The sequence below is a fragment of the Bacillus sp. A1 genome, assembly GCF_042296235.1.
Classification (GTDB): Bacteria; Bacillota; Bacilli; order Bacillales; family Bacillaceae; genus Bacillus; species Bacillus velezensis.
This window is the reverse complement of record NZ_CP141181.1, coordinates 1454942-1475644: the sequence shown is the minus strand read 5'-3', so window position 1 is coordinate 1475644 and position 20703 is coordinate 1454942. Positions and strand designations below refer to the sequence as shown.

The 20703-nt window shown below is 43.3% G+C and carries 4 protein-coding genes; all 4 read right to left on the bottom strand.

The window, feature by feature from the left end:
- Positions 1-20: 20 nt before the first annotated feature.
- The gene (locus tag U2H13_RS07650) at positions 21-4793 is read right to left on the bottom strand and encodes an SDR family NAD(P)-dependent oxidoreductase (RefSeq protein WP_376700757.1); all 4773 of its coding nucleotides are present in this window, start codon (positions 4791-4793) and stop codon (positions 21-23) included.
- Entirely contained in the window at positions 4793-17050 is a 12258-nt protein-coding gene (locus U2H13_RS07645; protein WP_121984224.1) for an SDR family NAD(P)-dependent oxidoreductase, read from the bottom strand. The genes U2H13_RS07650 and U2H13_RS07645 overlap by 1 nt, the downstream gene beginning before the upstream one ends.
- Positions 17051-17071: 21 nt before the next feature.
- Positions 17072-19378, bottom strand: a complete 2307-nt coding sequence (fabD, locus tag U2H13_RS07640) for an ACP S-malonyltransferase (protein WP_121984223.1) — start codon at positions 19376-19378, stop codon at positions 17072-17074.
- 458 nt (positions 19379-19836) lie between these two features.
- Positions 19837-20475 carry a YkyA family protein gene (locus U2H13_RS07635; protein ID WP_031304004.1) on the bottom strand — a complete coding sequence of 213 codons (639 nt, stop codon included), beginning with the start codon at positions 20473-20475 and terminating at the stop codon, positions 19837-19839.
- Between the last annotated feature and the right edge of the window lie 228 nt (positions 20476-20703).

The following is a 20703-nucleotide window of genomic DNA, read 5'->3' as shown; positions in this document are numbered from 1 at the left end:
CACTGCCGCAAAATGATAAACTAATCCTGCATACGCTCCAGCGCATAATCTGCTTCCTCCGCAGTCAGTTCGCCCGCTTTTAATTGTCTGAGGAGCTCTTTTACTCTCTCGTTCTTTCCATTGGAATCCGCTGTTGCACGAGTCTGTGTCTCCGCGGAAAACGTTTCTTTTTTACGAATGGTTACATCCTTCAAACCTGCAAGTCTCTCTCCGTGTTCATTAAGCAGCTGAATATCGTAAATAAGCTCGGATTGACCTTTTTGGCCTGTTTTACGCGCATAAGCCCAGCATTCTGCTGAAACTTTTTTCCGAATCGTAATCTCTCCTATTGAAAAAGGAACATAAACAGATGCCTCTTCTCTTCCGTCGGTAATTCCGAACAAAGATTGCAGAGCCCCATCAATTAAAGACGGATGCAATGTATAATTTTCAAGAGCATATGCGGCTTCTTTTGGCAGCAATAAGTGTGCAACCGCTTCCGTTCCGCCGCCCCATAAACGTTGAATCGGCTGAAAAGCGCGCCCATACAGGAACCCGTTTTCCCGAAAATACTCGTAACATTCATCTTGTTCACGGACAAAAGCACTTCTGTTTATCATCTCTTGTCTGTCGATGTTCTCTATATCATCATCATTGTAATGATGATCATAATCTAATTCCCCCGTCACAAATCCAGTCCTTACAGCAGCATCCTCGTCAGGTGACATGTTAAATAATATGCTGCCGTCTTTTACGGAAATGTGAGTGTAAATGGTCAGGCTCTCTTGCAAAAGCATGGCCGGTCTGGCAAATATCACGTTTTTTAAACGAGTGACCTTTTTCTTTCGATATGACCGCGTTCCCGCTGCGCATGCCATTTCAAGAAAAGCAGCTGCCGGGAGAATGCTCTTGTTTTTTACAATGTGGTCTTTTAACCAAATCTCTTTTTCTCTTAATGTCGTTTTAAAAAACTGCTGTTCCAGAGTAGATTCATTCGAATCCAGAAGCGGGTGCAGTGAAGACTGCTGCGGCAATGTTTCCGGAAATACTGCACTTTGGCTTCCAGGCACCCAGTAAGACTCCTCAGCAAATGGATATAAAGGAAGCTTGACCTTTTGCGGGGTATATTCTTCATATAACTCTCGCCATTGAATATCAGCCCCGAAAGACCATAATTTTGCAAGAAGATTCAAGTCCTTTGTCTCCATCATCGCCTCGAGGAATTTATCTTTCATCTTTTGATCATGAAAGATAAAGACTTTATCAAAATCTTTCGTAACATTGCCTTTGTATACGCCCTCTCCAATTGTTCCTTCGGTACAGAAAGTTCTCAGCTTCTCCTTAAGCTCCGGCAAATCGGAAGCTACAACAGCAAGTCTGTCTTCCATCGGTTCCCTGCATGTCTGCAATGTAAAAGCGATATCAGCTGCCGAGGCCTTTGTCTCCCGCTCTGTGAATTGCAGAAGGCGCCGAGCGTATTCTTTCAGTCTGTCTTCATTTTTGGCAGAGAGAACTGCGGCAAACGGCCCGCTTATTGTTTGTGTGTCCGCATGGTTTTGATATTCTTCCACAATGACATGGGCATTTGCTCCTCCCGCTCCGAACGAACTGATTGCTGCTCTCCTGTTGGAGGCGCCTGATTCTTTCCGCCACTCTTCTTCTTTCCGCTGAACGTAAAAAGGCGTCTTTTCAAATCGGATATTTTGGTTCAGCTGTTCCGAGTGAATGGATGGCGCCAATTTCTGATGCTTAAATTGTAAAAGAACTTTTGTAAGAGCTGCTATACCTGCAGCAGACTCCAAATGTCCGATATTAGACTTCACTGAACCTATAGCACAAAATTGTTTATCATCCGTAAATTTCTCAAACGCTTTTGTCAATCCTGCGATCTCAATCGGATCTCCGAGCGAGGTACCCGTTCCGTGTGCTTCCAAGTAGCTGACGGATCGCGGACTGATGCCCGATTTCTTAAAATTTTCAGCAATCAGCTCAGCTTGTGCATTCGGATTCGGAACCGTAAATCCATTGGTTTTTCCGCCATGATTTACAGATGTTCCTTTAATCACTCCGTATATATGATCCTGATCGGCAATTGCTTTTTCCAGAGGTTTCAACAGGACGGCTCCCGAACCTTCTCCCGGCACATAGCCGTCTCCGCCCTCTCCGAAACTTCTGCACAATCCTTCGGTGGAAACAAAATTACCTTGACTCAGCCAAAGGTATTTGCTGGGGTGTATGGATACATTAACGCCGCCCGCAAGCGCAATTTCACTTTCCCCTCTTTTAATGCTCTCACATGCCAAGTGAATGGCCGTCAGCGATGATGAACACATCGTATCCAGTGCAATGCTCGGGCCGGAGAGATTAAAAAAGTATGAAACCCTGTTCGCAATAGATGAAAAGAAGGAACTGAGCGCGATCGGATTGCCCCGCGCAGTTTCTTCTGCGCCGAATAATTGGTATTGTCCGTACATGGCTCCGACAAACACACCGGCTTTCATACCGTCAAGCTTCTCTTTTGTATATCCTGAATCTTCAAACGTATGCCAGGAGGTTTCGAGAAAAATTCGCTCCTGAGGGTCCATCAGCTCAGCTTCTTTATGAGAAATATGGAAAAACAGCGGATCGAATTGATCAACACCGCTGATAAAACCGCCCCACTTACTGTTGATTTTCCCCTTCTCCATTCTGTCGGGACTGTAAGTCGATCTGAAATCCCAACGTTCCTCGGGGATTTCAATAATACAGTTTTTCCCTCCGGCAATGTTTTCCCAGAACTCCTCAAGAGTATCGGATTTCGGATATCTTCCGCTCACACCGATAATGGCAATATCCTCACCCGGCGGAACCATGCTCGGTGCAGATGCAACCTTCTGCTGCCGGTGCTGTTTTTTACTCAGATTTTCTCTTTTCTTCGGCACTCTTGTTACCGGAGCTGCCCCTGCGGCCTTAAGCACTTTTTCTTTAAAAGATGTTAGGAAGAAGTTTGAAAGCTCTTCAATGTTCTGATATTCAAAAAAGATTGTTTTTGGAAGATCCCCGAAAGTATCTTCAAGCTTTGAAATAAGTGACATGATCATAAGTGAGTTGATTCCGAATTTCTCAAAAGAGTCTTTCGCATTTATTTTATGAGATTGGATTTTCAAGACACCGCTGATGATCTTGATTAAATAGTCATTGACTTTTTCTTTCGCAGCATATTCCTCTTCTTCATCGTGTTCCGCCGTGAGTGTATCTTGATCTGCTGCAGCTGTATTTCTTTGAATCGAAAGCGCTTTTATCATTTTATCCCGCTCTCCTTCTGCAGGCATTAAGCTGGTAAATGAAGACCGCAGCATTTTCAGAAACGCTTCCAAAACAGAGGAAGTTCGCATCGGAGTCATTCCGTATTTTTCTTTTATTTGAATGATTCCATTGCTGTCGAGACTCATCCCGCCATCTTTCAATAACGGCCAATTGATTGAAAGGGTTTTTCCGTTTCGGGAGAGCTGAGATCGAAGCACTGCAAAACTGTCCATAAAATGATTTGCGTACGCATAGTCACTTTGGCCGGCATTTCCGTAAGCGGAAAAAGAAGAAAAGAGAACAAAAAAATCAAGATCTTCGTCTTTTGTCAGCTCATCCAGCCAGATTGTCCCGTAAACTTTCGGGTTCAGTACGTCCGTAAAATCACTGAGACTTTTATTTACAAGAAATGAGTCACGAAGGATGCCGGCAGCATGAATGATCCCGTTTATGCTGCCGTACCGCTGTTTAACGCCGAAAATGAATCGCTCTGTCTCGGTTCGATTTGTTATGTCCGTCCGCTGATATTCAACAATAGAGCCGCTCTCATTAAGCTTACTGATCCGTTCTTTTTGATCAGCTGTTAAAAAAGAACGGCCTGTAAGTATAATCACGGCTTGGTTTTCTTTAGCGATGTGTTCCGCAAACAGCAGCCCGAGTTTTCCCGCTCCTCCGGTAATGATATATATGCCGCCTTTTTGATACGTTACAGATCCGTTATCGTGTTCCGGATTATCAATATGCTGCAGCCCTTTCACATAACGGGTATGTGAGTCTATTAAAACCTCACATTCATCGGATTGAAAGTGCTGTATTTCACTGATTGCAGCATCCCACACCTTGGAAACCGGAGGATTTATCTCAGAATGCTCATGGCGAATCTGTATGGTTTTCGCTTTAAGCTTGGAGCTTTCCATGTTTACCGTTTTCATGAACCCTCCGACAGCTTCATGAAACGGCTGATTCAGACCGCTTGTCCAATAAATATGCAATAACGTAACAGGTTCGTTTCTTCGCATTAAAGCTTTTGATAATAAAAAGAGCGAGTTTATCCCTCTGCGAAGAGTTTCGTTAACGGATTCTTCAGTGAATTCTCTGATTTCTCCGTTCCATAAATAAAGCACGACATCAGGTGTAAATCCGTTTTCAGCCAAATCAGACAGCAGCATTTCGACATGATTTTCATCAGAAGGATTGATTGTGCATCTATTCCGCTCAATTCTATAATCAGAATCGGGCGTTACGAGAATGACACGGTTATGTTCTCCATTCATCATCTCGGCATGCTGAAAAAGACGGTTATCCTGATCAAAAATCAGCATATTTCCCGGTGCCTGCTGATTCGGCCTATCAATGTTATTTGTCCTTACCCATTCGTTCTTAAAAAAAATGGTTGGGGACGGAGCTTGTGATTCCGGCTCCGCCTTTTTTTCCATTTGTTCTTTTCTGTAAGTGCGAATTAGCTCCAGTCCTGCATCAGGAGACATTTGCTGTTCTTTAATTAAGGAAAGTATTTGTTTGATCTGCACTATTTTCCCTCCAGCAGCTGATAAACTTGGTCAGCAGAAAGTTCACCGTTTTTCAATCGTTCTAATAAGAAGAGAATTTCCTGATCTTCATTTTTACGTCCTGCGGTTAATTCTCCCCCGGTCACTTTTCTGACAGAAAAGTCTTTCATGCTCACGGCTATTTCGCCGCTCTCGTTAATAAAATCAATGTTATACGTATAAAAACCGGTTTCTTTCACCGAGACATGGCATCGGGCAGTAAGCGCCCTCTTAATGTGAAGCTCTCTAAGTGAATATGGAACAAATAAGCCCTCTTTCTCATTATCTCTTAACAAAAATGCCGCCGCTTGAAAACCGCCGTCAATTAATGAAGGATGAAGTGTAAAATGTGAAAACCCGTTCGCTAAATGAGCAGGAAGCTCCAATTCTGCCATTAACTCCATATCACCGCGATATACGGCTTTCAATGTTTGAAAACTGCTATGATATGTCAGGCCCATACGGCTGAAGCGGTGATAACACTCTTCCCGGCTTATGACCGGCTCACTGCTGCGTATGAACTGATCAATATCGACATACTCAGGATTGCTGTTTATGTCTCCGAATACTGTTTCACTTTGTGTGCAGATTTGCTGCACGCCATCCGGACCCTCTTTACATATCATTACGTTCAACTTATCTTGTTTCATTTCCAAGTCGGTATAAATGTGCAGCGTTTTTCCTTTATATAATATAGGTCTGTTCCACATCACGTCTTTTATTTTATATACTTTACTTTCTCCGCTTATTTCCGCACAAACAAGAGCCATTTCAAGCGAAGCGGCTCCTGGCAGCACATAGTCTCCTGAAACAAGATGATCAGTGACGAAAAATTCAGTTCCGGAAATAACAGTTTTAAATGCTTGTTTCTTTAATGTTGAGACATTCTCGCTGATTAATGGGTGAAGACTTTTACTATTAACCTCGCTTTTGTTCTTTTTCGGAGTAAACCAATAACTCTCTTTTGCAAACGGATAAGTTGGCATCGGCACTCTATTCAATTTCTTATTGCCGATTGTCTTCCATTCAAACTCGGCTCCATTGGCCCACCATTGTGCGAGCAGCTCCTCTTTTCCGCTTTGAAGAGCCTCCTGAATCATATATTCAGAAACAGCTGTGCGCTCTTCAGTGTTTTCGCTTATAAATACGCCTTTTTGCACCTTGCTGTCATCAAGAAAGCTGACGTATTTATCTCTCAGCTCAGTCAGACTCGCTGCACATACGGCAATTCTTTCGTTCATTGCTTCCCGGCCGTTTTGCAATGTAAATTCCATGTCACTGGCATTAACGGTCATGTCACCGGCAATCACGCGATCCAAGTACTGAACCATAAGCCGGATATACTCAAGTAATTGATCTTTGCTTTTCGCAGATAAAACAAAAATATGTGTGTTACCGTTGTTTTCCGGCACTTCTTTTTGAGGTTCCCTATATTCCTCTAAAACAATATGCGCGTTCACACCGCCGAATCCGAATGAGCTGACACCTGCTCTCCTCGGCAGATCGTTGTTCTCTTCATCTTTTATCGGATTCCACTTTTGAGCGGTTTCTGTGATATAAAATGGCGTATTTTCCAGTTTGATGTATGGATTGAGTTCTGAAAAATGGGCGAGTCCCGGAAGTTTGCGATATTTAAAAGCCAGTAACACTTTCAGCACTCCGGCTATTCCGGCAGCGGTTTCGAGATGGCCGATGTTTGTTTTCACAGACCCGATTCCGCAGCATTTCTGTTTCGCAAAAGGAATGTCCCATTCTTGATATAACGTTTTAAATGCCTTTATGATGCTGTTCACTTCAATCGGATCGCCAAGACTTGTCCCTGTGCCATGCGCTTCTATATATCCCGCAGTGGCAGGGCTGACCCCCGCCTTCCGCCAAGCTTCGGTTAATAAGTCCGCCTGTGCGTTCGGATTCGGAGCTGTCAAAGAATTGGCGCGGCCGCCGTGATTTACAGCTGACCCTTTAATCAAACCATATATATGATCACCGTCTGCCTGTGCTTTGCTGAGCGGCTTGAGCAATACTGCAGCCGCCCCTTCACTCCTTACATAGCCGTCAGCGCTTTTATCAAACGTTTTGCACTTTCCGTCTTTGGAAAGCATACCTGCTTTATCAAAAGCTATAAACAGAGTAGGGCTTGTCATAATATGCACTCCGCCTGCAATCGCCATTTCAAAATCGCCTCTTTGAATCCCCTCAGCCGCACGATGAAGCGCAACTAACGAACTTGAACAGGCAGTGTCAATCGGTTCGCTCGGACCCGTCAGGTTCAGCTGGTAAGAAATACGATTTGCCAATATACAATGATTTAAACCGGTTGCGGTCTGCGCCTGAACAGAGACGCCATTTTCATTCAGACGTTCAGCATAATCCGTTGTGGCGACCCCTGCAAACACCGCGGTTTTCGTCCCTGCCAAATCAGACGGCTTATAGCCCGCATCTTCTATTGTTTTCCATACAGTCTCCATAAAAATTCTTTGCTGGGGATCCATTAATTCTGCTTCGGCGGGAGAAATCCCGAAAAACAACGGATCAAAACTGTCCGCGCCTTTGATAAATCCGCCTTTTTTTATTTTTGTTCTATTGACGTCCCTGATCGGATCGCCGTCAAACTCTTTCCAGTTCCAACGGTCTTCAGGAATGTCTGTAATCATATCCCGGCCTTTTTCAATTCCTTCCCAAAAGTCTTCCAGCGTATCTGTTTGGGGGAAACGGCCGCTTATTCCCACTATTGCCACCGGCTCATTTATATGTCTTTCCTCTTGCCTAGTTTTATTTTCAGGCTCAGGGGAATGTTCATAAGATTCCGGCGGAGGCGTGCTGTACAATGTTTTTTCGTCAGCTGCAGAAAAAGATTCTGTCTCAGCAAAAAGGATTTCTCCGTATTGCTCGATTACATAATCAGTCATTTCAGCCAGTGAATTGCATTCAAAGAAAATGGACGGCAATAATTCCGTACCATATTGTTGATTGATTTCATTTCCGAGTCTGGTAAACGTAATAGAATCAAATCCGTACTCGCCGAATGAAGTCTCTTCTTCTATTTCCTTTCTGTCAATCTTCAAAATACTTGACATCATCTTTGCGATGCCCTCAATCAGATTTTCTCTCCGGTCTTTCGCCGCAGATTCATCTGAAGAAAAAGAACCGCAGAGATGAAGCTCCTCGGAATACTCACTCTTTAAAAACTCAAGAAGTTCATTAAAATCAGTAAGACCGAAAAAATCTGACGGCATCATTGATATTCCTAATGACTCGTTTAATTCGCTGCCCAGCATTGTAAACATAATTGAATCAAATCCGTATTCACTTATCGGCAGTTCAAAATCAAATTCCCGTTCTTCAATTTTTAATACGCCGGTGATGATGCGCGTCAAAGTGCTTTTTAAAGATTCAGTTATTGACAGCTCTTTCAGTTCGTGATTTTCGTCGGCGATTGCCGGATCACTTTTTCCGCTGTCAATCGTTATCATTCGTTCCAGCTTTAATTCATTACCGCTAAATACCATTATTTGATGTTCACACCCTGTCATTGCTTGATCAAATGCTGCAAGGCCTTCCCGTTTTCCCAGAGGCAGCATTCCGAAACGGTCATAAAGGAACTTCTCTGAATGAATATCAATTTGCATACCGCCTTCTTTCCATAAAGGCCAATTAATCGAGACTGTTTTTCCAGGTTTATTTTCCGCCGCTCTCATTTCCGCAAAATAATCCATAAACCGGTTTGCATAAGCATAATCGGTTTGTCCCGCGTTCCCGATTATTGCGCTGATAGATGAAAACATTACAAAAAAGTCCAGAGGTTCTCTGTCTGTATACCGGTCAAGCCATATCGTTCCGTAAACCTTGCTGGCCAAGACTGAATCGAGATCCTCTTCACGCTTATTGATGAGTAATGAATCTTTTATCACACCGGCGCTGTGAATAATTCCTTTAACAGGACCTAATTTGTTTTTGACGAGGTTTATCAGGTTATTGACATTTTCCTTATCAGAAATATCGGTTCTTACATAAAAAACCTCTGATCCGTTTTTTTCCAGCTCTTTTACATTGCTTACGGCTTCCTCAGAAAGCTCTGACCTGCCGATAAGGACAAGTTTTATTCTCCCTTTTCGCACAAGATGTCTGGCGAAAATCAGTCCCAGACCGCCCGTTCCTCCTGTAATGAGGTAAACTCCCCCTTCTTTTACTTCCATCTTTTCGGGGGGCTCGGCACTTTCAATTTCTGCAGAGTGTTTCACCTGCCTGATTCCATCTCTGTATCTGATTTCTGAAGTATCATCGCTGATGATTGTTTCTTTCACAAGGTTTTTTAATTCAGGCAGACCGGTGTTCAGCTGTAACTGAATTTCGTCGCTGTGTATTTCAATATTTTTACCGGACAACATTGGATGTTCTAAATGAAGCGACCTAAAAAAGCCGCTGATTGCCATTTGATAAGGTAAGATTTGATTTTCCCTTGTGAAAAACACATGTGATATCAGGATTTTATGTCTCGGGATTGTTGCTAGCAGAGCTTTCGTTACATTGAAAACCGGCAAAACAGCCTCTTCCAGCTTTTCATGAATGTTCTGCTCAATTCCCGTTTCAGGGCTCATCCCGATTAAAATGACGCGGTCAATTGTCACTTGTCTTTCTTTAAGAATCGCCAGCAATTTCTGATAGCCTTCAAGTTTGACGCTGTTCAATTCAAAGGAATCAGCTTCTTTTTCTTGAAAATTGCCGCCATGGCGGACAAAGATCATGTTCAAGCCGATATCTTTATATGCCTGGCGGATCAGCGGTTCTGATATATCCCGACGGAGTGAAATCACAAGGCAGCTGTTTAAACCGCTGGCTTCAGGCTGATGAAGCAGAGGGGCCCGCTTCCACATATCAGTGTAATACTTAACTGAATGCCGCTCCTCCTGAGTCTGCGGTGCAGCCCTTAACGCCTTCAACGCTAAGTTTTTTATTTTAAGACTTACAGATCCGTTTTCATCCATAAATAATATATGAAACCTTTTGACATCATCATGTTGTCTTTCATCGGCAGCTGTAATGTAAGCATAGCCGTTTGCCGAAGGTGCATGAAGAATCTCCAGCTCACCTAATTCAAAAGGCAAATATGCGGTGAGATCTCCTTCTTGACCGGACGTAAACCCGGTTGTGGATTGAAAAATGCCATCCAATAAACACGGTTCCAGCAGCGTGCCGGATTTTTTATGAATGCTCTCAGGAAGTGATATTCGTGCAAGAACAGCATTTTCATGGATAAACAGCTGTTTTATTACCTGAAAACTGGTTCCATAGTCCAAACCGCTCTGCCGGAAATCCCTGTAACACTCAGCGCCGCTGATTAATCTTTTCTGTCCGGTTAACCAGCTGTCCAATTGAAAACGCTCTGTATGAGAGGCATCTTTATCTCCGCATGTGATAATGTTTCCTTGGCAATGAACCGCCGCTTCAGGTTGCATATCGGTTTTCACCACAAATCTGCCGTCTTTTTGATTCGGCAGCAGATCTATCATTACCGTCTTTTCTTTCTCAACGGTTATTGGAACCGCCCATACAACCTGACTCAGTTTTATGACTGATTTTCCGTACAGCCTCTCTCCCGCTTCTCTGGCCGCTTCGATGATTGCCGCTCCTGGCAGAACCATATTCCCATGCACAACATGATCTTTTACATAATATTCAGAATCTGAAAGCGTTTTATAAAATCGGCACTCACCTGCAGAAAAATCAAATAAAGGAGCTTTATCAGCTGTTGATTTTGATTGCGCCTTATTTGACACCCACAGTCTGTTTTTTAAGAAAGGGTAAGTCGGCAGGGTAATTTTCGCCGGTTTTCTGCCAGTGCGGAAATCTTCCCAGCTTAAATTGCCTCCTGATACCCAGAATTCAGCCATTTCGGCTAATGTGGTTCTGCCGGATTTGAGCGGAAGATCCGATTGCTGCTGTCTGCGTTTATGATTCGGTTTTTTCCCTCTAAATATTTCGTGATCGTCAATTCCATTATAAAAGTGATTTAATTTCAACATCAGATCGTCGATATTATTTGAAATGACAGCAAGCCTTTCCGCCATGGCTTCACGCCCTTCAAGAAGGGTATACGCAATATCAGAAAGGTGAAGCGGCTTGTTTGTTCCCGCTTGCTGCAAAAACTCGCCCTGTTGTTGACGGACCTTTTGAAGATATTCCACCAGCTGTTTTGCCGATTCCCGTAAACTCAGTGAATGCTTGGCTGAGAGTACGATAAGTTCCTCACTTTCCTCACAATCCGTATAACAGTCAGCAGCAGACTCATACTCTTCCACAAGAATATGAGCATTCGCCCCGCCCGCTCCGAAAGAACTTAATCCCGCACGCCGCGGATATTTGCTGTCAGAATGTTTTTCATTCGCGGGTTTTATCCAGTCGGCGGTTTCCTGCTGAAGACAAAAAGGTGTCTCTTCCAGATAAAGATCCGGATGCACCCGTTCAGCATGCAGTGTTGCGGCTATTTTTTTATACTTCATTTGTAAGATAATCTTTGTCAGGCCGGCAATACCCGCAGCCGCTTCGAGATGACCGATGTTAGATTTAATCGATCCGAGAGAGCAATATGAAACATCTTCGGTATAAGCTCTAAACGCCTTGGTCAGGCCGCGGACTTCAATCGGGTCACCCAGCGGCGTTCCCGTGCCGTGGGCTTCAATAAAGCTGACACTTCTGGCGCTCCAACCGGCCGCTTTAAGAGCTCCTTGGATTAAATCCGCCTGTGCGGCAGGATTAGGCACCGTATAGCCATTCGTCTTTCCGCCGTGATTAATTGCCGTTCCTTTAATGACGGCGTACACAGTATCATTATCACGTATGGCATCTTTAAGCGGTTTAAGAATTACGGCCCCGACACCTTCCCCGGGTACGAAACCGTCGCCGCCTTCTCCAAAACTTCTGCATTTTCCCGATTTTGAAAGCATTCCCATCTGACATCGGTATAAATAGTCAGAAGGATGAAGATACAAATTTACTCCTCCCGCAACCGCAACCGAGCACTCACCTTTTTTTAAACTTTGGCAAGCCATGTGAATTGCCGTTAAGGATGAAGAGCAAGCCGTATCTACAGGGACACTGGGACCTGTAAAGTCAAATGTGTAAGACACTCTGTTCGCGAGAGACCATGGGAACGAATTTGGAAGTACATCGTTTTTGTCCGTCGGTATTCTTTCACCGAGCAGCTTGTAAGAATTGGTCGTCACTCCCGCAAATACACCGACATGTTTTTCGGTCTGCTTTCTCAACCCTTCAATGGTATATCCCGAATCTTCAAATGCTTTCCATACGGTTTCGAGAAATATTCGTTCCTGAGGATCCATCGCTTCCGCTTCTCTTGGCGATATTTGAAAAAACAAAGAATCAAATGATTCAGCATTCTTTAAAAATCCGCCCCATTTGCAATAAATTTTCCCCTCATGCGCTTTAGCGGGGTCTGGATCATAGTAGGTCTCATAATTCCAACGTTCTTTCGGAATTTCTGTGATTGCGGTTCTCTCTTTTGATAGAAGTTCCCACAATTCTTCGATATTTTCAGCCCCGGGATAACGGCCGCTGATACCGATTACCGCTATCCCGTCAAGATGTTCTTTTTCCTCCGCCGCAGGTGCAGTGATGTTTTGTTCCGGCCTGGCGGGGGTAATGCTCTGAATCTGTTTTCCTTTTTCCTCCCGTGAAAATAAACGCCCCAGCCGATCCGGATATTCCTTTACAAGATGATCTGCTAAATCTCTGATTGTATGAAATTCAAATAAAAGCGTTTTCGAAATTGCTCCCAGTGACTGCTCCAGCTTTGTGTTGCATTGATGAATCATAACCGAATCCATTCCATATTCAGCCAGATGCACATCTTGATCGATCTCTTCCCGTTCTGCACCGACCTCAGAGGAGATGATATTGGTTAAAAACAAAACTGTCTGATCCAAAATATCGCCTTGGGCCAAAGGAATGGCACTGCCTGTCTCTGTTTCGTCCGTCAAAAATCTCTGCCGCATAAATTGTTCAAAGCGCTCATGATCACCGCAGACTGCAATATTATGCAGCTGACCCGAAGTTACAATCCGCGAAAACCATTGCGTTCCGTCTTCAGCAGGAAGTTCTTCGAGCCCGGAACCATGAAAAAGAGACGTCCGCCCTTGACCTGACAGGTTCGCCCCCATTCCGATGTCTTTCCATAAAGGCCAATTGATTGTCAGCGTACGGCCGCTGCGCAGAGAATTTTGCCGTTTCCATTCCCGATATTCTGCAAAATGATCTAAAAAGCCGTTTGCATATGCATAATCACACTGGCCTTCGTTCCCTGCAATAGAGACGACTGAAGAAAAAACGGCGAAAAAATCCAATTCCAGCGACTTCGTTGCATGATCAAGATTCAACGCACCATGAACTTTCGGAGCAATCACCTCTGAAAGTTCCTGCTTTGTTTTTTGAAAAAGCAGCGAGTCTCTGATAACTCCTGCGCAATGAATGACGCCATGAAGACCTGCATGCTGATCGGTAATACCGTCAATCATTTTTTTTACCGCTTCTTTATCGGATATATTCGCCTGTATATAATAAACCTTGGCTTTAAAGCTGTTCAGGTATTCTAAATGTTTCTGCTTATCTCCGGTTAAAGCAGATCGCCCCGATAGAATAATGGTGGATCTTTCAGTTTTCGCGCAATATTCAGCGACTTTACTGCCAATCCCCCCAAATCCCCCTGTAATTAAATATACTTTATCTTTTTCAGGGTATTGAATGGTCTTTGTGTATGTTTCTCTCTGCTTCTCTAACATCCGTGCATATCTTACGCAGCCTCTGTAAGTGATATGAATATGCCGATCAGGTGCTGTGTTTATTTCTTTATAAAGAATGGCAGCCTTCTCTGAAAATGAAACGGCTGCAGAATCATGTTCAAAGCAAACCGTCTTACAATGCAGCTGCGGATATTCTTGTTTTACCGATTTTAAAAAACCGTTCACACCTTCAAAATACGGCAATTTTTCTTTTTGATCTGCGCTGAATGTATAAATGAACGTTACTTTGTTTATAAGGTTCTCGCTGATTAAAGCCTTAGTCAGATAAAACACGGAATAAATTCCTGATTCGAGTGTTTCTTCCAGTTCAGGCTGTTTTTCAGACCACGTATGCAAAATTGCATCAGGCGCTGCGCCTTTTTCTTTTAACAGACGAATGACACTTTGATAATCATCGGGACGCTGCCTGTTGATCGTGAAAACACTGTCGCTTATCTGCTCTAAACGGTCACCGGGCATAATAAGATATGCGGACGTATTCTCTCTTTTTTTCATCTCTTCAAAATAGTCTTTATTCTCGGAGAACAACAAAATAGTACAGGCTTGTCCGCTGTCCGCTTCATTCTCAAGTGCGGTTTCTTTCCATATCGGCGCATAAAGTGCCTGATTCTTCTTTGCTGAAAAAGCCGCGTCTGATTTTACCTGCTGAGGGTTTAAAGAAAATTGACAGCGCTCAAACGGATAAGGCGGAAGCGGGGCTTTTCTTTTATGATAGTCACCTAGTTTCGCCCATTCAATCTCTTCTCCTGAAAGCCACAGTTGCATAAATGAATGATAAAGAGCTTCATCAGCTGCTTTGTCCGCTTCAAAAGCAGCCGCTTTGTTTAGTTTTGCTGATGGAGGGAGCGATCCGAATTGGAAAACTGAAAAATCAGAAATAACCACATCCGGCTCCGTTCCCTTTTCTTCCGTGTGAAGCGGCATATGATCAGCTATCTCCTGAGACACGGCATCCATTTGATTGTATTCTGTCATCAACGGAAAACGATCCTTATCATAAAAATCTGCCGGCTGCTCATTCATACAAGCAACAGCCTGTTTAATTCCGTCTTGCTTTTTCAATAACATGCTCAGAAAAAGTTCTTTAGACAAAATCCCTTCATCAAGTAAATTTAATATTTCCAGAACATAATCATTATTAAAGAATCCATCATAATCTGTTAAATCCCATCTCTTATACAGTCTTCTCATAGAGGCAAGGATAGCCATGATCGCCGCTTCCTCATCAGCCGGCAGTGCGTTTCTTTTATCCGCCGTGCGATTCACAATATAAGATAAAATCTCGATTTCCTGAGTCTTTCCCGCTTTATCCCACTCTTCTAAAAACCCTTTAAACGTATATTGGTGCTCAAGAAGCAGCCGTGTTTTCCCGTACAGGCGGTCTGCAAAATCAGCCGGGAAGCTCAGACCGTTCAGCAGCATCCTTACATATTCTTCGTTTAATCGAACCGGCGGGTACATTTTTGAAGTGTACGGATTGACAAATGGAATGGACGGCGGCTCACAGGATAAGTGCGAAGGTTTTTCAGCGCCTGTGATGACAGAAATGGCCTTTTCAATTTTGATGATATCCGCTGCTGCAAGAGCGACGTAATATCCGTCTCCGGCGCCTGTTATGAGGCTTGGCTTAAAACCGGATGCCAGGATACTTTTTATGATTTCCGTATTGATAACTAAAGAATACAAGCGGATTTTCTCAGGCGTCCATTTTCTTTTAAATGAACTGTGCAATGTTGGTATACCCTTCAGCACCGGCCTTACGTTCTTTTCCAGATCAGGGAACACGCGTTTCAAAACAGCAAATTGTTTATAACTTTCCCATTTGAAGTCACCGATGGCAAGCGCCCATTCAGAATCTTGTTTCCTCCGAAAACTTAATCCCTCTTTAAGCTGATTTTTAAATTCCTCCTTGCTGCCTGCCAATAAACCAGCCCTGTAATCAAACGATGTCCTCCCTGTTAAAAGGGTGCTGCTGATCACTTCATTTGATATTTTGCAAAATTCCTCTGAATCGTCAGAAAAGGTTCTCCAATGATGTATCATTTGTTTCATGCTTTCTTCACTTTTAGCGGAAAAAAGGAAGGGTACCCTTCCTTTTCTGTCAGATTCGTCTTTTGTATGTATAAATTCTTCGATGATGACGTGAGAGTTGACACCCCCAAAACCGAAGGAGCTGATTCCCGCCCTGAGCGGAGCCCCGTCTGCCGCCTTCCAATCACTTGAATCAAGCGCCGGCCTGAACGGTGTTTTTTCAAACTGTATAATTGGATTTACCGTATGTACATTCAGGCTTTTCGGCACCCTCCGGTGTTTCATCATCATTAGAACTTTTATCAATCCGGCCATTCCCGCCGCTGCTTCTGTATGACCGATATTTGTTTTCACACTTCCGATCCTGCAATATTGAGTATCCTCAGTATATTGCCGATACGCTTTTGTCAATGCTTCTATTTCTATCGGATCGCCCAGAGATGTACCTGTGCCATGTGCTTCTACATAAGAAACCGTCGCAGCATCGACAGCAGCGTTGTGTAAAGCTTCTGAGATGACCCGGCTCTGCGCTTCTGCTCTGGGAGCGGTTATGGAACGGGATTTACCGCCATGATTAACAGCTGTCCCTTTTATGATCCCGTATATATGGTGACCGGCTTTTACTGCATCACCAAGGCGCTGCAGCAATACAACGCCTGCCCCTTCTCCGGGAACGTACCCGTTCGCTGCTGCGTCAAAGGTTTTACATTTGCCGTCAGGACTCAGCATTCTGGCTTTGGAAAAAGAAATATATTTTCCGGGTTGGAAATTCAAGTTTACTCCCGATGCGATTGCATACTCGCTTTCTTTTGTCCGCAATGACTTAACCGCTTCATGTAAAGCAACAAGCGATGATGCACAAGCGGCATTTACAGACATGCTTTTTCCGGTCAAACCGAATGTGTATGAAAGCCGGTTGGAAAGCATAGCTTCGAAACTTCCTAAACAGGCGTAACTGTCGATTTCCGATTCAGCATGACCTGTCTGCCGGTAGTCAGAATTCATAATACCCGCAAAAACAGAAGTGGTTTTACGCTGGAGATCCTGCAAAGAGACCCCGGAATCTTCGATACACCGCCAAGTTTCTTCTAAAAGGATTCTTTGCTCAGGATCCATGTTTTTCGCTTCCCGGGGAGAGATATTAAAAAACTTATGGTCGAAATGGTCAGCTTTATGAATAAAACCTCCCCACTTGCTGATTGTTTTGTTCGGTATACTGATATCGGCTGAATAATAAAGATCGGGATCCCACCGTTCAATCGGCACTTCCCGGATGGAATCTTTGCCGCTATTTATGTTTTCCCAGAATTCATGATAATGATCTGCATCGGGGAATCTGCAAGCAACCCCGATTATCGCGATATCCGCACTCTGTTTATTCAAATGAACCATTGGCCTCCACCCGCCCCTTCTTTAGTGTAGAAATAACGTATCCAATCTGCGCCTCAGCAGACTTTCGGTCTCATTCATCAATTTTTCACCAATGTCATCGACATGTCTGTTTCTCCATGATTCCAAATCCGTGCCCTTTACCCAATGATTAAAAGCGCCTAAAGACGGGCCGCAATGAACTTGGAAATTCACCTTTTGTTCTTCCTGCCCTTCCAAAGCAAGCAGACATCCTCTCTGCAAATACCACTTAAATAGTAACAGCATCTTATATTTTTGATTGCGCTCAGCTTTTTGGGCCAGGTTCGGCTGTTTTTCTATTATGCTTTCGTAGATTTCATCAAAAGTCTTGTTAAAATAATCATTTTCGAGCTGAATCTTTGTCTTTTCATCTATCTCACTCAAAGACTCGTATTGTTGGTAGATTTGAAATAATTTATTTGCCCTGACCGGAAACAGCGTGCCCTTTTTCAGCACCTGAACCTTTGTTCCGAACTCAAACAGAGTCTCCGAAGGCGCATAAGCAGTATCGCATATTCCTGTCTCACTCAGCATTTCTTTAACAAAACCGCTTGTTTCGGCTTCAACTGTACATTGATTAATGGATCCCGTCATAATAAAATCAGCGCCCATTAAAAAAGCAGACGCGGCAGACTCGGGAGTCCCGATTCCTCCCGCAGCCCCGATCCTTATCTTCCTTGCGTATTTGTGTGTTTCCATCATTTCATCCCGCAGGTTAACAAAAAACGGCAGCATCGCCGTCAATGAGCCCTGTTCGGTATTACTTCCGCAATCTGCTTCAATAATGATATCGTCTGCTGCCGGAATACGGCTGAGCCACTCCGCCTGCTCTTCCGTCAGCATACCGTTCTGACACATTCTCTTTACGATACTTTGAGGAGGCGGACTCAGAAATGCGGCCGCAACTTCCGGCCGTGAAACTTTGGCAATGATCCGATTATGAGGTATGACGCTGCCGCTTTTGTCTATCTTCAACTGATGCGCTTTGTAATAAATTAATGGTGCGCTGACGGAAAGATACGAAGACGCTTCTATTACTCGTACGTCATGCTTGATATATAAATCTATCAATTCCTTTTCTCTATCTTGATGATCCGGCTCAAATCGCAGATTCATTCCGTAGGGCTGGCCATTTTTGAGTGTCTTCTTAATAGAAATAAGAGCCTGTTCAATTTCCTTTATCGTTAAACCCGCTGTGCCAAAGAACCCCAGCATTCCTTTCTTCCCGAGGCGGATCAGCATTTCAGCGGAAGAGATCCCTCTATGCATCGCACCTGCCAAATACGCGTATGTCAAACCGTAATCTTCTTTGAAAGATTGATCACCCAATCGGGACACCGGTGAAGCTGCACCGCTCTCTATATTTTCGGCCAAGAGGCTATGCTCTTTCCCGCTTTCCGAATTGTCCTTATTCCCTTCAGAAAAGAAGAGACTGTCTTCCGGCGCACTGATAGTAAGCGGTTCCTCATCTCTTTGTATGGTTTGAATTAATTTAGTCAGAATGTTGCCGGGACCGATCTCTTCAAACATAGTGACGCCTTGTCCCATTAGATACCTGATGCTTTCAGTCCATTTTACCGAGTTTGTTATTTGTTCAATTAAATTCCGTTTGATATCTTCTTGTTTATAAGGTCTTGCCGTATAGTTAGAAATGACCGGGAAATTCAATTCAGAAAAATGAAACCCCCCGATAAATTCCGCAAATTCACGCTGTGCACTTTCCATGAAACGAGAATGAAAAGCCCCGCCGACCTGCAATACGATATAAGCTTTCGCCCCTTCTTTTTCAAAAAAAGAGGCTGCCCGCTTTATCTCTTCTGCAGCCCCTGCTATCACAATTTGTGAAGATGTATTGTAATTGGCGATATCTATTTGGCCGAATTCATACTTTTGAAGTATTTTTTTTATGTGGTGCTCATCCAGTCCGATCACGGCAGCCATTCCGCCCTCGGAAGCCTCACTCATTAACTCGCCTCTTTTAGCAACCAGCCGGAGACCTGTTTCAAAATTAAAAACACCGGCCGCAAAAAGCGCAGTATATTCACCCAGACTATGTCCTGCAACAGCATCAGGACGTGTATGACCTTCTTTTAAACCCTTTAAATATTGCAGTGCGCTCACTGTATAAATTGCAGGTTGTGTATACTTCGTATCAGTCAGCCTCTCTTTTTCGTCTGAAAGGCATAAATCCTTTATGGAGTATCCTAAAATATGATCTGCCTTTTTAATGAGCTCACTGAATTCATCGAATAAGTCTCTGCCCATTCCTTTAAACTGCGCTCCCTGTCCGGGAAAGACGTAAGCAAGCATTTGTTTTCCTCCTGTTCCGTATTTCTGCCGTTTCTTTTCGTTCCGATTTTGATAAACGTTTTTCACTTCAATTTTAAAATTGTCGTTTACTTTCAGCACCCTTACTTAATAAGCATTACTAAGCAAAATAAAAAAACCTTTATGCCGGATAAAGGTTTAAAAGCAAAAAGCATGTACAAATATCATATTGCCGTAAATATAAATAGATAGAATTTTCTGATAATTAAAATCGCATTTTCATTCTGTTTTATATATATATCAATATAATAAAAACATTCCAACGTGCCGAAACAACGATTGGTTTTATGTGAATATTTCCCTAAATAAATACTATACTATGATTTACTTGTTGTCAATGGGAAACACACGTATTTACCAATTCTTCAGCCGCCTTTTTACAGGCGGCTGAACTCGGTTGTTATCAGTTCATCAGCCCATGCCGATATGCCTTCACTATACTATTTGCGGAATAATAGTTCTTTCTCTTTGTTGTAGTCTTTAGTAAATTGATTGAACTCATCTGCTTGTTTATGCACCTTTTCGTAAACTGAGTTTACTTTGCTGATTTGCTCTTCCAGCTGCGCTAATGTGAGCTTTTTATCTTTAATCAGTTTATAAAGGTCCTTATCAAGTGAAATGGCTTTTTCGTACTTTTTGTACAAAAGGTCATAAGATGCATACCTTTTCTCCATTAAAGCGACCGCATGCCCGGCTTTTTCTTTTACTTTCTTATCCTTTATTTCTTGAGAAGTTTTTTTTGCGGATTCAAACGCTTGTTTTGAATCATCAATACTGTCTTTTTCTGCTTTCAGATGTTTTTTTCGCTGATTTGCATTGCTCAGAGCCTGATCAGACAGTGTGACAATTTTCTGGTAATCATCCATATTCAGTTTAACCGCGCTGTCGTATAGCTTATGCTCTTTTTTCTCCAATTTTTCTAATGTTTTCTGCTCTTTTTGAAACGGTTTTTCCGCTTGAACGGCTTTTTCCATCGAGTCATGAAGCGATTCAACCGGATCTTTTCCCCCGCAGCCGGCAAGCAGCATACTTGCGGCGCCGAGCGCTCCGATTCCTGCTAATACCTTTTTTTGAATCATATTCACTTAAAATCCCCCAATCTTGACAATTTCCACTATAGAAGCCCGAACGCTTTTTGACAATAGCTGAGCTGTAATTGGCATGACCGGGTAAAAAGACGCTTACGGTGCTGTCAAAGAATACTTGCGTAAAAAATTGAGAAAACAGGGCGGATGACCATACATCTTTTTGGCTTTTACATAGTTTATAGTAGACGCCGGCCCTGCTGACAGAGGGTCAGCGTAATT